This window comes from Corynebacterium wankanglinii (genome assembly GCF_013601005.1).
Taxonomy (GTDB): Bacteria; Actinomycetota; Actinomycetes; order Mycobacteriales; family Mycobacteriaceae; genus Corynebacterium; species Corynebacterium wankanglinii.
On record NZ_JABFED010000004.1, the window covers coordinates 1 to 20,290 of the forward strand.

21 protein-coding genes are annotated in these 20,290 nt (G+C 65.4%); 9 read left to right on the forward strand and 12 right to left on the reverse strand.

The genetic code is table 11. The features are described from left to right. From HMA55_RS06445 to HMA55_RS11545, 3 genes are all read right to left on the reverse strand, one after another. On the reverse strand, positions 1 to 276 hold a 276-nt coding region (locus tag HMA55_RS06445), incomplete at its 3' end, for a transposase (RefSeq protein WP_181191559.1). An 83-nt stretch (positions 277 to 359) separates the two neighbouring features. After that, complete coding sequence (gene gatB / locus HMA55_RS06450; protein ID WP_374680604.1) at positions 360 to 1,883, reverse strand: Asp-tRNA(Asn)/Glu-tRNA(Gln) amidotransferase subunit GatB; 1,524 nt, start codon at positions 1,881 to 1,883, stop codon at positions 360 to 362. 156 nt (positions 1,884 to 2,039) lie between these two features. Continuing rightward, positions 2,040 to 2,330 (reverse strand): hypothetical protein, encoded by a 291-nt coding sequence (locus HMA55_RS11545; RefSeq protein WP_374680603.1) that lies wholly within the window; start codon positions 2,328 to 2,330, stop codon positions 2,040 to 2,042. A gap of 152 nt (positions 2,331 to 2,482) precedes the next feature. Here HMA55_RS11545 and nadA point away from each other — a divergent pair, with 152 nt between their 5' ends. From nadA to HMA55_RS06475, 4 genes are all read left to right on the forward strand, one after another. Beyond that, a complete protein-coding gene (gene nadA / locus HMA55_RS06460; RefSeq protein WP_181192254.1) occupies positions 2,483 to 3,436 on the forward strand; it encodes a quinolinate synthase NadA in 954 nt (317 codons plus the stop codon). A gap of 6 nt (positions 3,437 to 3,442) precedes the next feature. Next, positions 3,443 to 4,318 carry a carboxylating nicotinate-nucleotide diphosphorylase gene (nadC, locus tag HMA55_RS06465; protein WP_181192255.1) on the forward strand — a complete coding sequence of 292 codons (876 nt, stop codon included), beginning with the start codon at positions 3,443 to 3,445 and terminating at the stop codon, positions 4,316 to 4,318. A gap of 363 nt (positions 4,319 to 4,681) precedes the next feature. Then, the gene (locus HMA55_RS06470; protein ID WP_181192256.1) at positions 4,682 to 5,149 is read left to right on the forward strand and encodes a hypothetical protein; all 468 of its coding nucleotides are present in this window, start codon (positions 4,682 to 4,684) and stop codon (positions 5,147 to 5,149) included. Further along, positions 5,149 to 5,970: a PrsW family glutamic-type intramembrane protease gene (locus HMA55_RS06475; RefSeq protein ID WP_181192257.1), complete on the forward strand. Its 822-nt coding sequence runs from the start codon at positions 5,149 to 5,151 to the stop codon at positions 5,968 to 5,970. The genes HMA55_RS06470 and HMA55_RS06475 overlap by 1 nt, the downstream gene beginning before the upstream one ends. Here HMA55_RS06475 and HMA55_RS06480 read toward each other — a convergent pair. Next, the gene (locus HMA55_RS06480; RefSeq protein ID WP_181192258.1) at positions 5,937 to 6,452 is read right to left on the reverse strand and encodes a mismatch-specific DNA-glycosylase; all 516 of its coding nucleotides are present in this window, start codon (positions 6,450 to 6,452) and stop codon (positions 5,937 to 5,939) included. The genes HMA55_RS06475 and HMA55_RS06480 overlap by 34 nt on opposite strands. A 59-nt stretch (positions 6,453 to 6,511) precedes the next feature. On the opposite strand from HMA55_RS06480, the gene HMA55_RS06485 reads away from it, so the two are divergent. Then, the gene (locus HMA55_RS06485) at positions 6,512 to 7,039 is read left to right on the forward strand and encodes a hypothetical protein (protein WP_181192259.1); all 528 of its coding nucleotides are present in this window, start codon (positions 6,512 to 6,514) and stop codon (positions 7,037 to 7,039) included. 2 nt (positions 7,040 to 7,041) lie between these two features. Continuing rightward, positions 7,042 to 7,854, forward strand: a complete 813-nt coding sequence (locus tag HMA55_RS06490) for a PrsW family glutamic-type intramembrane protease (RefSeq protein ID WP_181192260.1) — start codon at positions 7,042 to 7,044, stop codon at positions 7,852 to 7,854. On the opposite strand, the gene HMA55_RS06495 is transcribed toward HMA55_RS06490, so the two are convergent. The 4 genes from HMA55_RS06495 to gatC are packed head-to-tail and all read right to left on the reverse strand — an operon-like array spanning position 7,851 to position 11,965. Continuing rightward, positions 7,851 to 8,882 carry a 6-phosphofructokinase gene (locus HMA55_RS06495; protein WP_181192261.1) on the reverse strand — a complete coding sequence of 344 codons (1,032 nt, stop codon included), beginning with the start codon at positions 8,880 to 8,882 and terminating at the stop codon, positions 7,851 to 7,853. The genes HMA55_RS06490 and HMA55_RS06495 overlap by 4 nt on opposite strands. 10 nt (positions 8,883 to 8,892) lie before the next feature. Beyond that, the gene (locus HMA55_RS06500) at positions 8,893 to 10,155 is read right to left on the reverse strand and encodes an MFS transporter (RefSeq protein ID WP_235961833.1); all 1,263 of its coding nucleotides are present in this window, start codon (positions 10,153 to 10,155) and stop codon (positions 8,893 to 8,895) included. Between the two features lie 22 nt (positions 10,156 to 10,177). Continuing rightward, the gene (gene gatA, locus HMA55_RS06505) at positions 10,178 to 11,659 is read right to left on the reverse strand and encodes an Asp-tRNA(Asn)/Glu-tRNA(Gln) amidotransferase subunit GatA (protein ID WP_181192263.1); all 1,482 of its coding nucleotides are present in this window, start codon (positions 11,657 to 11,659) and stop codon (positions 10,178 to 10,180) included. Between the two features lie 6 nt (positions 11,660 to 11,665). Further along, positions 11,666 to 11,965 carry an Asp-tRNA(Asn)/Glu-tRNA(Gln) amidotransferase subunit GatC gene (gatC, locus tag HMA55_RS06510; protein WP_181192264.1) on the reverse strand — a complete coding sequence of 100 codons (300 nt, stop codon included), beginning with the start codon at positions 11,963 to 11,965 and terminating at the stop codon, positions 11,666 to 11,668. Positions 11,966 to 12,063: 98 nt separating this feature from the next. On the opposite strand from gatC, the gene HMA55_RS06515 reads away from it, so the two are divergent. Next, positions 12,064 to 12,729, forward strand: a complete 666-nt coding sequence (locus HMA55_RS06515; protein ID WP_181192265.1) for an ACT domain-containing protein — start codon at positions 12,064 to 12,066, stop codon at positions 12,727 to 12,729. Between the two features lie 86 nt (positions 12,730 to 12,815). Here the strand turns inward: HMA55_RS06515 and ligA are convergent, their stop codons facing one another. Then, positions 12,816 to 14,840 (reverse strand): NAD-dependent DNA ligase LigA, encoded by a 2,025-nt coding sequence (gene ligA / locus HMA55_RS06520; protein ID WP_181192266.1) that lies wholly within the window; start codon positions 14,838 to 14,840, stop codon positions 12,816 to 12,818. Between the two features lie 70 nt (positions 14,841 to 14,910). Between ligA and HMA55_RS06525 the strand changes: the two genes are divergently transcribed. After that, entirely contained in the window at positions 14,911 to 15,585 is a 675-nt protein-coding gene (locus HMA55_RS06525; protein WP_181192267.1) for a 3'-5' exonuclease, read from the forward strand. A 7-nt stretch (positions 15,586 to 15,592) separates the two neighbouring features. Here the strand turns inward: HMA55_RS06525 and HMA55_RS06530 are convergent, their stop codons facing one another. Genes HMA55_RS06530 through mnmA form a run of 3 tightly spaced genes read right to left on the reverse strand, consistent with a single transcriptional unit; the run spans position 15,593 to position 17,903 of the window. After that, complete coding sequence (locus HMA55_RS06530; protein ID WP_181192268.1) at positions 15,593 to 15,976, reverse strand: hypothetical protein; 384 nt, start codon at positions 15,974 to 15,976, stop codon at positions 15,593 to 15,595. Next, the gene (locus HMA55_RS06535) at positions 15,973 to 16,827 is read right to left on the reverse strand and encodes a uroporphyrinogen decarboxylase/cobalamine-independent methonine synthase family protein (protein ID WP_181192269.1); all 855 of its coding nucleotides are present in this window, start codon (positions 16,825 to 16,827) and stop codon (positions 15,973 to 15,975) included. Before HMA55_RS06535 ends, HMA55_RS06530 begins: the two co-directional genes overlap by 4 nt. Further along, positions 16,824 to 17,903: a tRNA 2-thiouridine(34) synthase MnmA gene (gene mnmA / locus HMA55_RS06540; protein ID WP_181192270.1), complete on the reverse strand. Its 1,080-nt coding sequence runs from the start codon at positions 17,901 to 17,903 to the stop codon at positions 16,824 to 16,826. The genes HMA55_RS06535 and mnmA overlap by 4 nt, the downstream gene beginning before the upstream one ends. A gap of 171 nt (positions 17,904 to 18,074) precedes the next feature. Between mnmA and HMA55_RS06545 the strand changes: the two genes are divergently transcribed. Next, positions 18,075 to 20,273, forward strand: a complete 2,199-nt coding sequence (locus HMA55_RS06545; RefSeq protein ID WP_181192271.1) for a heavy metal translocating P-type ATPase — start codon at positions 18,075 to 18,077, stop codon at positions 20,271 to 20,273. Positions 20,274 to 20,290 lie beyond the last annotated feature (17 nt).

Genomic DNA, 20,290 nt, shown 5'->3' on the forward strand with positions numbered 1-20,290 from the left:
ACCTAACGTTGCAGCCGCATCCGGTACCGACATACCTGAAGCCACCAACGCCACCGCGTCGTCGATGAGCTGGTCGCGTGCACGTGCCAACGCCTTCATCGGTGGGAGCGCACCTGCTTGCTTGACCCATTCATAAACCGTGCCCTCTGCCACACCGGCATCACGAGCAATCTCGCCGACATCATCGCCTGCAACAAGCCGCGCCACAGAAGCAGCCTTCACATCCTTCGGAGTCCAACGGCCAGCCACAACAACCTCCAAGTCGAGGTGGCGCATTCACCCACTGACAACTCCCGGCTCAACCGAAGATATTCACCATTTGCCCTTCACCATTTGTGGCTACAACCGCCGCCCTAGCACTACTCCGCGAGCTTCTTCGCAATGAGCTGGTTGACCTGCCCCGGGTCGGCCTTACCCTGCGTCGCCTTCATCACGGCACCAACGATGGCACCGGTGACCTTTGTGTTGCCGGCCCGGTACTTCTCCACGATGTCCGGGTTGGCGGCCAGCGCCTCGTCGACGGCCTTCTCAATCGCGCCGTCATCGCGCACGACCTCCAGGCCGCGGGCGGCGACGACCTCGTCGACAGAGCCTTCGCCGGCGATGACGCCGTCGATTGCCTGGCGGCCTAGCTTGGTGGTCAGCTTGCCTTCCTTGACCAGCTCCACCACGCGGGCGACATCGGCCGGGGTGACGCCGAGGGCGTCGAGGTCCTTGCCGGCCTCGTTGGCCTTGCCGTTGATGTAGGAGACCCACCAGGCACGCGCCTCATCCGGGGTAGCACCGGCCTCGACGGTGTCCACGATGAGATCGAGCGCACCGGCGTTGACCAGGTCGCGGAACTCCTTTTCCGGCAGCTGCCACTCCTCCTGGATGCGAGCGCGGCGCACCCACGGCAGCTCCGGCAGGGTCGCACGGATTTCCTCGACCCACTCCGGCTTCGCAATCACCGGCGGCAGATCCGGGTCGTTGAAGTAGCGGTAGTCGGACGCCTCCTCCTTGGGGCGGCCCTTGGAGGTCGTGCCGTCCTTCTCCTGGTAGTGGCGGGTCTCCTGGACGATTTCCCCGCCGTCTTCCAAAACGGCGGCCTGGCGCTGCATCTCGAAGCGCACGGCCTGCTCGACGGACTTCAGCGAGTTGATGTTCTTCGTCTCGGTACGGGTGCCGAACTTCTCCTGGCCCACCGGGCGCAGGGACACGTTCGCGTCGCAACGCATGCTGCCCTGATCCATGCGCGCGTCGGAGACGCCGAGGGCCTTGACCAGCTCTCGCAGCGCACCGACATAAGCCTTGGCCACTTCAGGCGCGCGCTCGCCGGCGCCGATGATCGGCTTGGTCACGATCTCGATCAGCGGGATGCCTGCGCGGTTGCAGTCCACGAGCGATGCGGTCGCGCCGGTGATGCGGCCGGAGGCGGAGCCTAGGTGGGTGAGCTTGCCGGTGTCTTCCTCCATGTGCGCGCGCTCGATTTCCACGCGCCACTCGGTGCCGTCCTCGAGCACGACGTCGAGGTAGCCGTCGTAAGCGATCGGCTCGTCGTACTGCGAGATCTGGTAGTTCTTCGGCTGGTCCGGGTAGAAGTAGTTCTTGCGCGCAAACCGGGAGCTCTCGGCGATCTTGCAGTTCAGCGCCAGCCCGATCTTGATGGCCCACTCCACGCCCTTGGCGTTGACTACCGGCAGCGCGCCGGGAAGCCCGAGCGAGACCGGGTCGATGTTCGTGTTCGGCTCCGCGCCGAAGTGGGCGGAGGAGGTGGAGAACATCTTCGTCTCGGTGGCCAGCTCGACGTGCACCTCAAGGCCCATTACTGGGTCGTACTTTTTCAGTACTTCGTCGTAATCCATCAGGTCGTAGGCAGTCATGGTTGCTAAGTGTAGTGCCATCATTCCCGTACCCGACGTAGAGCTCTTTCTATCGTCCCGGCAGCTCCGGTATTCCCTGTGAACGACTATCGCGCGCATGGAATAAGAGCGCCAGGACAACACCGGAGATGTTGTGCCAAACGGAGAACACCGCGCCCGGGAGCACGGCGATCGGGCTTAGGTAACTGGCGGCAAGTGTGGCGGCCAGACCGGAGTTTTGCATGCCCACCCCCACGGCCATTGTGCGCGAAGTCGTCTCCGCCTGGCCCGTGGCGTGGCGACGCGCGCCAGCAGGCCGAGGTCGACGGGCAGAATCACCATTTTCACGATCGACCACGCCATTGGCCCTGCACTGACGTGCACGTGCTCACCGGCTAGCCAAAATGAAAGAAGCGGGGTGAAAATCGGAGCGACGAACGCTGAACGTTCCTCCGCATGTGCTGTTCGCGCGAGCTGCTGTGATTTCATATTGTGATCTGTAGTGCCCGCATGGCAATACGTAGCCCGCGGCGTACGGCGTTGATGCGCACGATGAGTAGCCGCCGGGGCCGGCCGGCTGGTCGTGCATTTTATCGGCTGAAACCGACTATTCAGCAGGCGTGCCGGACTACATTGGGTGTATGTGGGCCGATGAAGTGCGAAAACTGAAGCGCGAACGAAACGCCGTCATTCTGGCGCATAATTATCAGACCCCGGAGATCCAGGACATTGCCGACTTCACCGGCGATTCACTCGCGCTATCTCGTATCGCCGCCGATACCGATGCAGATGTGATTGTGTTTTGCGGTGTGCATTTTATGGCTGAAAGCGCCAAGATCCTCAGCCCCGACAAAACGGTGCTCATCCCGGACCAAAACGCTGGATGCTCGCTGGCGGACTCCATCACCGCTGAGCAGCTTCAGGGATGGAAGGACGAGCACCCTGACGCGGTCGTCGTCAGTTATGTGAACACCACCGCTGATGTCAAGGCCCTCACGGACGTCTGCTGCACCTCCTCAAACGCCGTTGAGGTGGTCAATTCCATCGATCCAGACCGCGAGATCCTCTTTTGCCCCGACCAGTTCCTCGGTGCCCACGTGAAGCGTCTGACCGGTCGCGAGAACATTCGTATCTGGGCGGGCGAATGCCACGTCCACGCAGGAATAAACGGCAAGGAACTAGCGGAGCAAGCGGCGGCGCACCCTGATGCACCGCTCTACATCCACCCAGAATGCGGTTGCGCGAATTCCGCGATTTTTCTTGCCGGCGAAGGAGTCATCCAGCCGGAGCGTGTGCACATGCTGTCCACCGGCGGGATGCTGGACCGAGCCGACCGCGACACCGAAGGAACAGTCCTCGTGGCCACCGAGGTGGGAATGCTGCACCAGCTGCGGAAGCGGTCTCCACTGGCGGACTTCCAGCCGGTGAACCCCCAGGCTAACTGCCGGTACATGAAAATGATTACTCCAGAAAAGCTGGTTCGCAGTCTGCGGGACGTCCGCGACGAGATAACCGTGCCCGAGGACGTCGCGGCGAAGGCGCGCCAGTCATTGGAGCGGATGATCGCCATCGGCACACCGGGAAGCGGTGAGTAGATACCGATGACAACGCCCGCTCAGCCGATTCACCCTCCGTTGAATAGAGAGGCCACGCTGCGGCTCATCCGTCTCGGTCTCGCGGAGGACTTCGCTCATGGAACCGACGCCACATCTCAGGCGGCGATCGACGAGGACGCGGTTCTTACTGCGCAGGTGGTTCCGCGCCAGGCTGGAACCGTCGCGGGACTCGACGTTTTGGGATGGACTATGCACGAGATTTCCCCCGCCGTCGACGTGTCGGTACACGCCGCCGACGGCGATCAAGTTACGGCCGGTGGCTGTCTTGCTACGGTGTCTGGCCCGGCGCGCGCCATTCTGTCAGCGGAGCGGACTGCTCTGAATCTGCTTACCTACGCCAGTGGCATCGCGACCGGGACGTATGCGTGGACGAAAGTTCTTTCCGGTACCCGGGCGCGGGTGAGGGATTCCCGTAAGACACTGCCCGGTTACCGCGATTTGGCGAAATATGCGGTGCGTTGCGGCGGCGGTGTCAACCACCGCATGAGTCTGGGTGACGCGGTACTGATCAAGGACAACCACGTCGCGAGTGTCGGCAGCGCAGCCGGCGCATATCGGCGCGCGACCAAAACGTTCCCGGACCTCCCCATCGAAGTCGAAGTGGATGACCTAGCTCAGCTTACGGAAGTTCTTGCATTGAAGCCGAATCTGGTCATGCTGGACAATTTCGGGGTGGAAGATACGCGGGAAGCCGTCGTCCGGCGAGATGCCCTGTCCCCAGCGACGCTGCTCGAGTCTTCCGGCGGCTTGTCGCTTAATCGCGCACGCGCATACGCGGACACAGGCGTTGACTTCCTCGCCGTCGGCGCGCTCACGCACTCGGTGACCATCCTGGATATCGGTCTCGACGCACTGCCGTGACCCGAGCCGGCGGATCAACCGTGCAGGCGGGCCTCAAGCGACGTCTTCGCCTCCGGCCATTCAATGTCCAGGATGGAGTAGACGCACGTGTCGCGCACGAGGCAGGCCGAGCGGCTGCAGAGTGACCCACTCATCGCTCAAGGCGGGGTTGTCGCAGAAATTCAACAGTGCCTCCGGAAATAGTGAACCACGGGCGAGGAGAGCGCCCTAGCTGTCAACCTAGGTGATCATCGCCTTCCACGTCGCATCAAATGGCGCACTTATAGGCACGCGCTGCACACGTCAGAGGTTGCCATTATGCTGCCGCGAGTGGAATATCCCGATTTTGCTGACAGAAATACCCGATCCGGGACCCTGGGAATCGTGGCCGCCGGAGCGATCATCTTGGCGGCCCCGTTCGCGGCCCAGGCGGTAGCCAAAACAGATGAGCCCGCCACCACGGAGGTCACAGCAGGAGGCATCACGCTTCACGACGCCAACGGCGATGCCCTGCAGTGCACCCAAACATCCGCCGACGATGGTCTGGGCGACGGCACCGGCACGTGGAGTTGGGACTGTGCGGACACAGACATCCAGATCCGCGCCGACTACACCATGACCGACGAGGCAGAGCGGGCCGACTCAGTCGCACGTATGTACTGGCAGTTCACCGGTGGGGAGCAGATACGCCCGGACGAAATCGAGCACCCGGCGCCAGGTGTGTATGTTGCGCACCTCAATGATGTGTCTGTCGCCGCTGCTGAGCGAGGGGATCTCACCGCGTACGTCGCGGCGAGCCACACGGCTGGCCGGGAGATCATCGACCGTTTTGTTGCAAAGGAGGCCCGGTAATGCCACGCACCCGCATTATGCAGATCGTCTGCAGCTTGATCATTCTCGCATGTGTGGGGCGCTACCTCTACGTGCTCGCCTCCTTGCCGTGGCGGCCCATATTCGGTGCTGCAGCAGCGGGGTTCACCCTTGCCGTCGCCGCTATCGCGTGGCTGCTATTGCGCCGTCACCCCGGGCGACCCGCCGCGCCGTGGTGGCTGCCTGCCGCCGCGCTCGCTGGGGTTGGCCTGTGCGGAGTTATCGCCCCCGTCAACACTGCCTATCTCAATGCCGCCGCTGAACTACCGGATGCCGTGACGTACCTGTTCTCCTCCTTCCCGGAGGAGACGGCCAAGCTGCTCGCCGCGCTATTTGTCATCGTGGTTTTCGCACCCGTACGCACTCCCGTCGAGGCCGCCGTGGTCGGCATGGCAGTCGGTGCCGGCTACACCATTGGGGAAACCGTGAATAACTCGGCGATCGCGGCAGTACGCGACCTTCAGTCGGACTACTTCGACGGCGTCGCGTCGATGATCGCGCTCATGGTTTTGTCCCCATTCGCGCACGCCGTGTACACCGGACTGGCGGCGTGGGGCCTTGGGGTCTTCCTCTGCCGCACGGACCAGCCGCTCGGCTGGCGTCTATCGCGGCTGTTCGGCTGGTTCCTTATAGCGGCCACCATCCACGGCGCGTTCAACGCCTCCCACGAGCTCCCCGGCGTCGCAAGCCTTGTCGCCTCAGCCGCGATGACGATCCTGCTGTGGGTGCTGCTGATCTGGCTCTACCGCCGCTCCCGTGCGATCGGCCGTCAGGAACCGGTCGCCTCCCACACCTCGCCGTAGCTCTCCGCCAGGGACGCCACCGATTCGTGCGCGTTCAGCCCGCTCGGGTTTCCCACCACCCACACCGGCACACCCTCGATGGTTTCGGGTTGGAGCCCGCGGGTTGCTTTGGGTCGTCGATACGCGTCGCGATATGCGCCGATACCTGCAAACATGAGCGCTTTGGGGCGATGCTTGACGACGACCCCACGCAGCCGTTCTCCCCCATCCCGCAGTTCCTCGCGGGTCAGGTCGGACGCACGCGGTGTCATCCGGTTCACCAGGTTGGTAAAACCGATGCCGAGATCGGCAAGCATGGTGGCGTCGTCGTCACGCAAGCCTTTGTCGGCGTGGACGCGGTGCGGAGTGATGCCGGCTGCCTCGAGCGCCGGCCAGAACCGGTTGCCCGGGTACGCGAATGGCGCGTCAACCTCTTCGGTGAGGCGGCCGGGGTTGATGCCGACGATAAGCAGGCGGCAGGGATTGGGGATTCGATCGCGCATGCACACGAGCCTAGCCACCCCTGCGGACGGAACGCTTGGGTTGTATCGTATGCGCCACTATGAGTGAGTTAAACGTTTCCCGGGCACCGGTCGTGCTCGGAGTTATTCTTTTTGTCTTTGTAACGATCGTCCTGGTCGTGCCGCGTGCCGTTGGCGATGCCACTGACCCATCGGGCGCGTCGGAACAGCCCGTCGAAATCGGCGGCCTCGCCATCCCGGACGGCGACGGCACGCTGAAGTGCGCGAGCTCGTCTAATTTCACGAGCCGCACCCGCGTCTGGGACTGCGCTGACACCCGGGTCATGGCCCGCACCGAGGCCACCCCGGACGACCAGGAAAACGCGATCGCCCGCGTCTACCGCGCCGCAAAGCTTGCGCCCTCGGTAGACCCCGACGGTGTCGAGAACCCACGCGACGGCGTATGGGTGAAACGCAGCGAGGAGACCGGGGAATACGCGCTTGTCGCTGTATCCGTCGCCGACGGCGCCTCCACCCGCTTTTTCACAATCGGCGGACCGGATGCCCACGATCTCGCCGCGCGGCTCGTTGATGCCGCCCCAGCTGAAAACTTGAAGGAGGCACAGTAACCATGAAATCCACACCCATACTGCGCCTTATCGCGGCGGCCCTTTTCCTCGCCGCCGCAGGATGGACGGCGTTCTACCTCTCCGACATGCCGTTCAACCCCACTACTGCAGGTATCAGCGCACTGATCGGCGCCTGCTGGTTGCTCATCGCCTGGCTCGCACTGCGCAACCACCCCGGCAGGATTGACAGCGCCACTCCAGCATTCATCTTCGCGGGCTTTTTCGCCGGCGCGGCACTGCTGTCCCCCACGGTTTTCGCAAACAACACCGTCAAAGTGTTGCAGAGCCGGCTCGGCTTCGACGACCTCGTTTTCGGGCTGCTCTCGCCGACCGCAGAGGAGCTACTGAAGTTCACCGCAGTCTTCGTACTGTGCACGATGGTATTCCGCATCCGTCGACCGATCGAGGCAGTCACCGTCGCTATCGCCGTCGGGTTCGGTTTCGCCGCAGCGGAAAACACGATCTACATCCTGCAAGGCGCGTTGGAACACCTCAACTCTGACGTCGAAGGTGCGCTCACCGCCATCGGCGTGCGCACCGCGGCCGCACCATGGGCACATGCGCTATACACCGGGTTAAGTGCGTGGGGCCTCGGCTGTTTCCTGTGCCGGCCGGACAAGCCCCTCCAATGGCGCGTAGGCCGGCTCGTCGGCTGGTACGTCGTCGGCTACGCTGCCCACGCCGCGTTCAACTCCGCGGCGGAGCTGCCCGGCGAGGTCGCTGCCGTCGTGGCCTTCTTCGCGGTTATCGCCTTTTCTTGGATAGGCGGCATTTGGCTGTACGCGCGCAGCCGAAAAATCGGACGCCGAGATTAAGTGAACATCGCCTTCGCGGTGGCGTAGCGGCCTTCCGGGACTGTCTTCAACTGCGCCACGGCGTCTTCAAGCTCGACAAGGTCGATGTTCTCGCCGTGCAGGGCGACGCAGCTGCCAAAGTTGCCCTCGTGCGCGGCGCGGGTGGCGTGCACCCCGTAGCGGGTGGCCAGCACGCGGTCGTAGGCGGTCGGCGTGCCGCCGCGCTGGGTGTGGCCGAGCACGGTGGTGCGTACGTCGTAGCCCAGGCGCTTTTTCACCTCGTCGCCGATGATCTGGCCCATGCCGTTGAAGGTGGTGTGGCCGAACTCGTCTTTCTCGCCGAGACCTGCGTCCATAGTGCCTTCCTTGGGTACGGCACCCTCGGCGACGACGATGATGCCGTACTTCTCCCCCATCTGGAAGCGGCGCTCCATGGCCTTACAGATTTCCGCAATGTCGAAGGGCTCCTCCGGTATCACGGTGTAGTGCGCTCCGCCAGCCATGCCCGCGTGCAACGCGATCCAGCCGACGTGGCGGCCCATCACCTCGACGATGAGGATGCGGTTGTGGGACTCGGCGGTGGTGTGGAGCCGGTCGATCGCGTCGGTGGCCACCGAGACGGCCGTGTCGAACCCGAAGGTGTAGTCGGTGGCGGCGACGTCGTTGTCGATGGTCTTGGGCACACCCACCACCGGGATACCGTTATCGGAGAGCCACTTCGCGCCCTTGAGTGTGCCCTCGCCGCCGATGGCGATGAGAGCATCCACCCCCGCGTCGTCGAGGTTGAACTTGATCTGGTCCAGGCCCGCCTTGAACTTGTCCGGGTGCAGCCGGCCGGTGCCCAGGATCGTGCCGCCGCGCAGCAGCAGGGAATCCATGTAGGCGTCGTCGTAAAGATCGACACGACGGTCTTCCATCAGGCCCACCCAGCCGTCGCGGTAGCCCACGACGGTAGAGCCGTACTCGGTGTTGGCCGTGCGGACGATGCCGCGGATGACGGCGTTGAGGCCGGGGCAGTCGCCGCCGGAGGTCAAAGTGGCAAGTCGCATGCCAGCCAGGCTACCCCCGAAGCCGCAGAGACGACACCGCCCCGAGCAACATCGCTCCGAGCGGCAAAGCGAGCGCCCAGCCCGCGGTGGATTCGATCGCGCCGGAGGCGAGCACCACGCCCACCAGCGCGACGCCGAGCACGCTGCCGACCTGGCGCGCCGTGTTGTACAACCCGGAGGCCGCACCGGTTTCGTGCTCGGCGATACCGCGCATGGTCACCGCCGCGTTGGGTGCCCACACGAATGCCCCGCCGATGCCCAGCAGCGACGTCACAGCCGTGAACCACCACACCCCGGCGCCGGAGTGGATGAGCCAGATGGCGAGCGCGAGCCCCACGCCGGAGACGGCGAATCCGGCGGCGCAGAGTCTGCCCGGGTCGCGCCTGTCCGTGAGGTACCCGGCAACCGGGGTAAGCACGAGGGCGAACACCGACATCGGCGCAGTGATGGCCCCGGAGGCGGTGGGCGTGGCGCCCCCGACCGCCTGCAGCCAGTACATCATCGGGATGAACATGGACGCCACCGTGAAACCCATCGCCGCCACACCGAGCGCACCAAGGGCGAACGAGCGGTCCGCCAGCAGATCCACGGGCAAAAAGCCGTCGTCCGTGCCGTTGCGGGCCGACAGCACCAACACGCCGATCAGCAGCGCGCCAAAGAGGATTGAGGGCCACTGCCCGAACTGGATGCCGTACACAAGCAGACCCAGCCCGCCGAAGGACAGCAGCACCGGCAGCAGACTGACCCGCTCGCCGCTGCGGGGCAGACGCGGCAGGGCTAACAGGCCGGCGAGCAGCGCCACCGCGCCAAGCGCGGCCTGAGCGAAAAACGCGGCGCGCCACCCGAAGTGCTGCGCCACTGCCCCGCCGACCACAGGTCCGATCAGCGAGGCGACGGAACCGATCACGCCCCACGCCGCGAAGGCGCGGCCCTGCTTGTCGTCGGCGAACACGCGCGGGATCAGTCCGAATGCCTGAGGCAAAAACACCGCCGCGCCCAGCCCCTGCAGGCCGCGGGCCACCACCAACGAGCCGAAGGACCAGGACGCACCCGCAAACACCAGGGCGGCGACGTAGATGGTGAGGCCGATGAGGAAAATGCGGCGTTGCCCGAATGCGTCGCCGAACTTGCCTGTCGCCGGCATGGGCGCGACCGTGCACAGCAGGTAGATGCTGGTGAGCCACACGGCGGAGCCGACGTCGAAAGGCAGCAGCGGCGTGATCACGGGCATAAAGCCCTGGTCGATCAGGACAAGAAAATACCCCGCAGCCAAAGCTGCGAGGGTATTCCAGGGGTTAACGGCCGGCTTCAAAAGCGGCACCCACGCGGTACAGCCGCGCATCCTCGAACGCCGGGGCGATCAGCTGCAGGCCCACCGGCAGGTTGGTGTCGGAGGCCTCGCCCGCCGGCACCGACATGCCGGGCAGACCAGCCAGGTTCAGCGGCAGGGTAAACAGGTCGAAGTTGTACATCGCCAGCGGGTCGTCCACCTTGTCGCCCAGCTTGAAGGCGGTCGTCGGCGTGGACGGCGCCGCGATGACGTCGCACGCCTCGAAAGCCTTGGCAAAGTCCTGCGCCACCAGGGTGCGCACGCGCTGAGCCTGCAGGTAGTACGCGTCGTAGTACCCCACGGACAGCGCGTAGGTGCCCAGGATGATGCGGCGTTTGACCTCGGCGCCGAAGCCCTCGCCGCGGGTAGCGGCCATAACCTCTTCGGCGGAACGCGTGCCGTCGTCGCCGGCGCGCTGGCCGTAGCGCATGCCGTCGAAGCGTGCGAGGTTGGAGCTCACCTCAGAGGTCTGGATGAGGTAGTACGCGCCCATAACATCCTCGAAGCTTGGGCAATCCACCTCGACGACAGTTGCGCCCTGGCGCTCCAGCTGCGCGTAGGCGGCGTCGATGGCTTCCTTCACGCCTTCTTGGGTGCCGGGGCGCTCGAACTGCTTCACGCGGCCGATTGTCACGCCTGCAAGGTCGCCGGAGGCCCCCTCGCGGGCGGCGTCGGCGCAGGACGCCACCTCGCGGTCCACGGAGGTGGCGTCGAATTCGTCGTGGCCGCCGATGATCTCGTGCAAAAGTGCAGTGTCCAGCACGTTGTTCGCGCAGGGGCCCACCTGATCCAGGGAGGACGCGCACGCGATCACGCCGTAGCGGGACACGCCACCGTAGGTCGGCTTCACGCCCACGGTGCCGGTCAGGGACGCCGGCTGGCGGATCGAGCCGCCGGTGTCAGTGCCGATGCCCAGCGGTGCCTCGCCGGACGCGAGCGCCGCCGCTGTGCCGCCGCCGGAGCCGCCCGGCACCCGCTCGAGGTCGTGCGGGTTCTTGGTCGGCTTGTACGCCGAATTTTCCGTCGAAGACCCCATGGCGAACTCGTCCAGGTTGGTCTTGCCCAGAATCGGGATGCCTGCTGCGCGCAGCTTCGACACCACCGTGGCGTCATAGGGGCTCATGTAGCCCTCGAGCATCTTGGACGCGGCCGTCGTCGGCGCATCGGTGGTGACCAGCAGATCCTTGAGCGCCAGCGGCACTCCCGCGAGCGCAGAGGCCGGCGTTTCGCCGTTCTTCACCTGCTCGTCGACCTTGTCCGCAGCCGCCAGCGCCTCCTCGGCACCGACGTGCAAGAAGGCGCCGAGCTCGCCGTCGACCTCAGCGATGCGGTCCAAAAACGCCTGCGTGACCTCGCGGGAGGTAACCTCGCCGGACTGGATCATGGCTGCGAGCTCGTGCGCTGGCTTTGCGACGAGACCTTCGGCCGGAATCGTGTACTGCGTCATGTCTGCTTAGTCTCCCTCTCCCAGAATCTGAGGCACCACGAAACGGTCGTCCTCCACAGCCGGCGCCTGGTCCAGCGCCTCAGCCTGCGTCAACGTTTTTTTCACCACGTCTTCGCGCATACCCGCGTCGATGGAGTGCGGGTGGCTCATCGGGGTCACACCCTCGGTGTCCACGCTCTGCACCTTCGAGACCGCGTCCACGATCGTGTCCAGCTGCTGGGCAATGTCGTCCAGCTCCTCGTCTTTCAGCGCAATCCGCGCCAGGCGTGCGATGCGCGACACCTCGTCGCGTGAAATCTCAGCCACAGTCCCATCCCTTCCGCATCACGTGGGCGTGTAACGCGGCTTATCTTACGTCACGCCGTGACACCGCCCGGCCACCCCCGGTTGCTATAAATAAGGCCATGTCGTACCTCATCCGCGTTTCCCTTCCGGACGTCCCTGGCAGCCTCGGTCAGCTCGCCGAGGCGTTCGGCATGGTCGACGCCGACATCAATTCGGTAGACATCGTCGAGACCTCCACCGACGGCACGGTGACCGACGACATCGTGGTCACCCTGCCCACCGGCGTGATGGTGGACACCCTGATCACAGCCGTGGCCTCCGTCGACGGCGCCGAGGTGGATTCGATCCGCCCGTTCACGGGGCGCGTCGACCGCCGCGGCCAGATAGAGATGCTGGCCAAGATCGCCGAGCATTCGGGCAACCTCTCGGACACGCTGGGGGAGCTCGTGCGCGTCATGCCGAGCGCGGTGACCTCCTCATGGGCGGTGGTGCTGCGCAATAACGACGACGGGCTGACCCGCGCCGCCGCCTCCCCCGCCGCGCCGGAAGACGATGGCTCCCACCCGCAGATGCCGCCGATTGACAGTGCGCGCATCCTCCAGCCCGACTTCGACGGTTGGGCTCCCGATGCATGGTTTCAGCTGGGTACCGCTTTGACCATGACGCCGCTGCACGGCACCGACATGGTGGTGGTGGTAGGCCGCGTGGGCGGGCCGGACTTTTTGGCCTCCGAGGTACGCGAGATCGGCGACCTGGGCTGCATCGTCGGCGCGATGCTGCGCTAGCTCGCACCCCCAATGACGGATCTTCCCTGCCCCGTGCGACATCCGTCATTCTCCCCAGGTCGCGCTCGCACCCCCTGCGTGATCTGTCAGAGCGCGTCGGGGCCGCCCTCGAGCAGCCGCACAAACTGCTCCTCGTTGAGGATCGGCCGGCCCAACTCCTCCGCCTTCGCGGCCTTGGAGCCGGCGTTGTCGCCCACCACCACGTAGTCGGTCTTCTTCGACACCGACCCGGCCGCTTTGCCGCCGCGCGACAGGATCGCCTCCTTCACCTCGTCGCGGCTGAAGCCCTCAAGCGTGCCGGTGGCGACGATGGTTAGCCCCTCTAGGGTCTGCGGTGCCCGGTCTTCCTCGGCGGACTCCATGGTCACGCCGGCTTTGGCCCAGCTATCCACGATGTTTTTGTGCCAGTCCACGGTGAACCACTCTTTGAAGCTCTCGGCGATCACGTCACCGACGCCGTCGGTTTCGGCGAGGGCGGCCGTAGGTGCGTCGATAAGCGCCTGCATGGAGTGGAAGCGCGACGCGAGCGCGCGGGCCGCGGTGGGGCCGACATGGCGGATGGATAGCGCGGTGATCACGCGCCACAGATCGGCTTGCCGGGCAGTTTCAAGGTTGGCCAGCAGCTTCGTACCCGCGGCGTTGACCTGCCCGTCCTTGCGCGTGTAAGCGGAAGACTTTTTCAGGTCGTCCTCGGTGAGGTCGAACAGGCACGCCTCGTCCTCGAGCACGCCGGATGCGATCAAGTCCTGCGCGCCCTTCTCGCCGAGCGCCTCGATGTCGAACACGCCGCGCGAAGCGATGTACTCCAACCGCGCCGACAACTGCGCGGGGCACGAGCGGGTGTTCGGGCAGCGCCAATCCGCGTCGCCCTCCTTGGCCGGTGCCAGCTTGGTGCCGCAGACCGGGCAGAGTTCTGGGTAGACGAACTCTCGCTCCGTGCCGTCGCGCAGGTCCGCAACAGGGCCGAGCACCTCTGGGATGATCTCGCCCGCCTTACGCACCACCACTGTGTCGCCGATCATCACGCCCTTTCGCTTGACTTCGTGCTGGTTATGCAGGGTGGCCATGGACACCGTGGACCCGGAGACGAACACTGGCTCCAACACAGCAAAGGGTGTGGCGCGGCCGGTGCGGCCCACGGAGACGGCGATGTCGTTGAGCTTGGTGGTGACCTCCTGAGGCGGGTACTTGTACGCGATCGCCCAGCGCGGCGCTCGGGAGGTGGCGCCAAGCTGACGCTGCTCAGCCACCGAATCGACCTTGACCACCAGGCCGTCCATCTCGTGGATAGCGTCGTTTCGGTGCTCACCCCAGTACTGCACGGCCTCGATGACATCGTCGGCAGTCTCCGCCCGGCGCGTGTACTCGCTGACCGGCAGCCCCCACTCGGCGAGCTTTTCGTAGGCTTCGTGCTGGCTCTTCGGGGCGAAGCCCTCGCGGGCGCCGATGCCGTGGCAGATCATGTGCAGCTTGCGCTTCTTCACGTCCTCCGGGTTCTTCTGCCGCAGGCCTCCGGCGGCAGTGTTGCGCGGGTTCGCGAACGGTTTGCCGCCCTCTTTCTGGCGCAGCTCGTTGAGCTCCGGGAAGTCCTCGGGGCGGATGAACACCTCGCCGCGGACTTCCAGAAACGCCGGGGCGTCGCCGGTGAGCTTTTGCGGGATGTCCTCGATCACCCGAGCGTTGGCGGTGATGTCTTCGCCGGTGGTGCCGTCGCCACGCGTGGCGGCGCGTGTCAGCTCGCCGTTTTCGTAGACAAGGTCGATGGACAAACCATCGATCTTCAACTCGGTCAGGTACGGCCCCGGGGCTTTGGCCAACCACTCGCGCATCTCGTCTTCGTTGAAGACGTTGTCCAGGCTCATCATGCGCTCGGGGTGTGTGACGTCGGCGAACGCGGTGTCGGTGGCGGGGGTGCCGACTTCCTTCGTCGGCGAATCCGGCACTGCGAGCTCCGGGTGCTCCTCCTCCAGCGTTTGCAGGCGGCGGAACAGCTCGTCGAACTCTCCGTCAGTGATGACCGGTTGGCCGTTGTAGTAGAGGTCCCGGTGGCGGCGCACCTCGGCGGCTAGCTCGTCCCATTCGCGGTGCAGATCAGCGGAAATTTCACTCACGGGCACTGAGTCTAGTGTGGCGTCTAGCGCTCGTCGGGCCCGCGTCGGCTCGCTCATTACAATGTCCCGCATGGCCACTTTCGACGCCTCCCGCATGCTCTCTTTTGACTTGGAGACCACGTCCGCGAACCCGCGCGAGGCGCGAGTGGTCACGTCGGCGCTCGTGCGTATCGACGGCTCCGAGGTCGACGCCAAGGAGACTCTCGCCGACCCCGGGGTGGAGATCCCGGAAGAGGCGGCCAAGGTGCACGGCATCACCACCGAGAAGGCTCGTGCAGAGGGCCGCGACCACGACGAGGTGGTGCGCGAAACCGTCGAGGCGATCAAGCAGGGCTGGGAAGACGGCCTGACCCTGGTGGTGTTCAACGCCCCCTACGATCTGACCGTGTTGCGCCAGCTCACCGGCGACTTCACCGTCACGGGGCCGGTGTACGACCCACTGTTGATCGACCGCGCGAAGGACCGCTACCGCAAGGGCCCGCGCAACCTGACCTCCATGTGCGAGCACTACGGGGTGCGGCTGGACAACGCGCACGAGGCCACCGCCGACGCGTTTGCCGCTGCGCGCGTGGCGTGGATGCAGGTGCGCAAGCTCTACCCGGAGCTCGCCCAGATGGATGCGGGCGAGCTCATGGAGTACCAGGCCGTGGAGTACTTCACCCTGCAAGAAGACCGCAAGCGCTATTTCGAGTCCCAGGGCCGGGACGCCTCCAACGTGCTGCCCGGCTGGCCGATGCTGGGTTAGTTCTGGGCTAGTTGAGCGCCAGCTCCGCGCGCAGCTTTTCCGCGAAGTCCTGCAACCCCCGGTTGTCGCCTTCAGATTCGACCGAATAGCTCTCCCCCAACTCGGTCTTCACCACCATCGCGCCCGACTCACTGATGATCACGTCGGCGATGCTGGCGGCGTCGAGCTCTGTGGTTTCCTTCTTGTCCACGAGACGCAGTGTCTGCCCGTCAAAATCGGCCGCGCGTTTATCTGGCAAGAGCCCAAACGCGACGAAGAACGCAACGCCGATTCCGGCGCCGAGGAGCATGTCATCCATCATGAGGCCGAACACGACAAAGAACATCACACCGAAGACGATTCCCATAGAGAAGTCAGCCTTCTTTTTGTCCCAGTGCAGCGGCGTAGTCATACCTCCACTGTAAGCGCTTCGGCCATCTCCCGGGCCGCACGGTAGTTCGCCGCGGTTCCCACCAGTGTCGCGGCCGACTCGGTGTAGACGTCCACGGTCGTTTCGGCGGGGTCGATCTGCAACTCGTCGAACACCCGGTAGAGCTCGCGGGCCTGCATCGTCGGGATCGCGATGCGGGCACCCTGGTCGAGCAGTTTCGCCAGCGCGTCACGGTTGCAGGTGCGAGGGTCGCAGGTCAGCCACGGGGTGTCGTCGAGAAGCACTGACGTATTGAGCAGGTGCTCGCCGAAGCGTTCGAACGTTTCCTGCGGCTCCGAGATCGCCGCGATGGTTTCGTAATCGGTCGCGCCTTTGAGCGTGCCTGCGACAACCTCGGGTAGGCGCGGCTCGTCCAGCTGCAGCACACTTTTGCCAAATCGCTTCTCGACGTCCCTCCGGTGCCCCACGCACACCTCAAGCAGCGCGTCCGTGAGGTCACGCAGCGCGCCGGAGTCGGTGATCATGCGGTGGCCGTTGGGCATCTCGATCTCGGCCGCCAGCGTGAACGGGCCGACGAGCTGAACCTTGACGGTGTCCACTTTGCCGTGCCAGAGCTCCTCCAGCTGGTCGAGGTCGCGCTCCATCCGGTCGGCGTCCCTGCTCGCACGTGCCGCCACGCGCCAGCCGCGGGGACCGCGAGCGACGGGAATCTCCAGCATTGCGGCGGTGCGGCCGACGAGATCGGAGCCGACACCGCGGTCCGGCAGCTGCGGGATGTGCGGCAGCGGCGACTCGGACAGCACCACGTCGGCGGCGGCTGCGAGATCGGTACCGGGCAGCGGTCCGAGGCCGAAGGCAGTTGGCGCGATCATGCCGTCGCGCAGATGGTGCCGGAGCCGAGCACGATGTCGCCCTGCCCGTCCGGGTCCGGCAGGTAGAGCACGGCTGCCTGGCCGCGAGCGACGCCCTCGAGTGGCTCGTGGAGAGCGAGCGTCATCTGGTCGTCTTCGATGCGCGCGGTGCAGGCCACCACCCCGCCGTGGGCGCGGATCTGCACGTTGGCGGTGAGCTCGCCCTTCATCGCCGGGTGCAGCACCTTGAGCCGGTCCGCGGTGATCTCCGTGACGCGCAGCGCCTCGCGCGGGCCGACGGTGACCGTGCCGGTGGAGGTGTCCACGTCGGTGACGTAGCGCGGCTTGCCGTCTTCAGCAGGCACGCGGATGTTCAGTCCCTTGCGCTGGCCGATGGTGTACTGGAACGCGCCGTCGTGCTCCTTCAGCTCGCGGCCCTCGGTGTCCTTGATCATGCCTGGGCGCATGCCGATGGAGCGGCCCAGAAACGCCTGCGTATTGCCGTCGGGGATGAAGCAGATGTCGTAAGAATCCGGCTTGGACGCGGTGGCGAACCCGTGGCGGGCGGCCTCCTCGCGGATCTGCGGCTTTTCCGTGTCGCCGACCGGGAAAATGCAACGGTCGAGCTCGTCGCGGGTGAGCACGCCCAAGACGTAGGACTGGTCCTTCTTCGGGTCGGTGGAGCGGCGGAGGTTGCCGGCGTCGTCGATAATTGCGTAGTGCCCGGTGGCGATCGCGTCGAAGCCCAGGGTCACCGCCCGGTCCAGCAGCGCCGCGAACTTGATCTTCTCGTTGCAGCGCAGGCACGGGTTCGGGGTCTCGCCGTGCTCGTAGGACCAGACGAAATCGTCAATGACCTCTTCTTTGAAGCGGTCGGAGAAATCCCACACGTAAAACGGGATGCCCAGGTGATCACACACGCGGCGCGCGTCGGCGGAGTCCTCCAGGGAACAGCAGCCGCGGGCAGACTCGCGCGTCTGCTGCGCGTCCTTGCTCAGCGCAAGGTGCACACCGACGACGTCGTGCCCGGCTTCCACCAGGCGCGCGGCCGCGACAGAGGAGTCGACTCCCCCGCTCATGGCCGCCAATACTCGCATGTCGGCGCAGTGTAGTCCCGTGAGTGCGAAAGGTGAAACGTCAGGTCGTTCGGATCGGGACACCCTAGACATGTACCCCCCTGGGGTATTAACGTGGGGGATGGCCGTCGTGCTAGGCCCCGGCACGGCCGAACCGACCACAACGATGAACTGCAACGAGAGGACAGAACCATGAACGACAGACACGCCCACTCCGGCACCCAACCCGGTGGGCACGCCAGCCACCACGAACACGATACTCACGAGGCCCACGGCAGTCATGACCACGCAGGTCACACAGATCACGGTGGTCACGGTGGTCACGGTGGTCACGGTGGTCACGGTGGTCACGGTGGTCACGGTGGTCACGGTGGTCACGGTGGTCACGGTGGTCACGGTGGTCACGGGGACCACGTTGCCCAGTTCCGCAGGCTCTTCTGGATCATGCTGGTTCTCGCGATCCCGGTCGTCGGATTTAACGAAACCTTCGCCCATCTCATCGGCTACCAGCTGCCTGACGCGGAATGGGTCCGGTGGATCTCGCCGCTTTTGGGCACGGTCATCTACTTCTGGGGAGGTCGCCCGTTCTTGACGGGTGCTGTCTCCGAGATCCGCTCCCGCAAACCCGGCATGATGCTGCTGATCGCGCTCGCGATCACGGTCGCCTTCGTCTCCTCTTGGGGTGCGAGCCTGAACTTGCTGGACCACGGGCTGAATTTCTGGTGGGAACTGGCGCTGCTGGTGGTCATTATGCTGCTGGGGCACTGGATCGAGATGCGCTCCCTTGCGCAGACCACCTCCGCCCTGGACTCGCTCGCGGCACTCCTGCCCGACGAGGCGGAGAAGGTCGACGGCGACGAGGTTGTGAAGGTTACCCCGGCGGACCTCGAGGTCGGCGATGTCGTGATTGTGAGGCCCGGCGCGTCCGTGCCTGCCGACGGCACGATTGTCGACGGCAGCGCCAGCATGGACGAGTCGATGGTCACCGGTGAGTCGAAAACGGTGCGCCGCGGTGAAGGCGAGCACGTGGTCGCTGGCACCATCGCGGCAGACTCGGGTCTGCGCATCGAGGTCACGGCCACGGGTGGCGACACCGCGTTGGCCGGCATTCAAAAGCTCGTCACCGATGCGCAAGAATCGTCATCGCGGGCGCAGCGCCTCGCAGACAAGGCTGCCGCGTGGTTGTTCTGGTTCACCCTCGGCGCGGCCATTCTGACTGCCGTAGTCTGGACGATCGCCGGGGTACCGAACGACGCGGTCGTGCGTACCATCACCGTGCTCGTCATCGCCTGCCCCCACGCCTTAGGTCTCGCGATCCCGCTGGTTGTTTCAATCGCGACGGAACGCGCCGCCCGCGGCGGGGTGCTGATTAAGGACCGGCTCGCGCTTGAATCCATGCGCAACGTCGACGCCGTGCTGTTCGACAAGACCGGCACCCTCACCAAAGGCGAACCGACCGTCACCGCGATCGACCCCGTCAGCGGATATGAGGAAGCAGACGTGCTCGCGCTGGCAGCGGCCGCCGAGGCGGACAGTGAGCACCCACTCGCTCGCGCCATCACCGGTGCAGCGGAGACCCGTGACGTGGCTGTGCCGAGTGCCAGCGACTTCTCCTCGTCGCCAGCCGTGGGCGTGAAAGCGACGGTCGAGGCAAGAACGGTCGAAGTCGGCGGCCCCTACCTGCTTGAGCAGCACTCCGTAGACGAGCTTCCGGTCGCCGACCAGTGGCGCGAGGAAGGTGCGATCATCTTGCACGTTCTCGCCGACGGCGAGGTGATCGGAGCCTTGCGGCTTGCCGACGAGATCCGTCCCGAGTCCCGCGACGCCGTCGACGCACTGCACTCTGCGGGCGCCCAGGTCGTGATGATCACCGGCGATGCGCAGGCCGTCGCGGACACCGTAGCCAAGGACCTGGGCATTGACCGGGTCTTCGCGGGTGTGCGTCCCGAGCACAAAGCCGCGAAAGTCAAGGAACTGCAGGGCGAGGGCCACAAGGTCGCCATGGTCGGCGACGGCGTCAACGACGCCCCCGCGCTGGCCCAGGCCGATGTCGGCATCGCGATCGGTGCCGGCACAGACGTGGCCATCGGCTCGGCGGGCGTCGTCCTGGCAAGCTCCGACCCGCGTTCGGTGCTTTCGGTCATCGAGCTCTCCCGTGCGACCTACCGGAAGATGAAGCAGAACCTGTGGTGGGCGGCAGGCTACAACCTGCTGTCCGTGCCGCTGGCCGCCGGTATCCTCGCCCCAATCGGGTTCGTGATGCCGATGAGCGTCGGCGCAATCCTGATGTCGGCCTCGACCGTCGTCGTCGCCCTCAATGCGCAGTTGCTCCGCCGTCTCGACCTCACCCCACAGGGCAGCGCCGACCGTATGCTCAACCGATCCAAGTGACCCGACACCGCTCACAC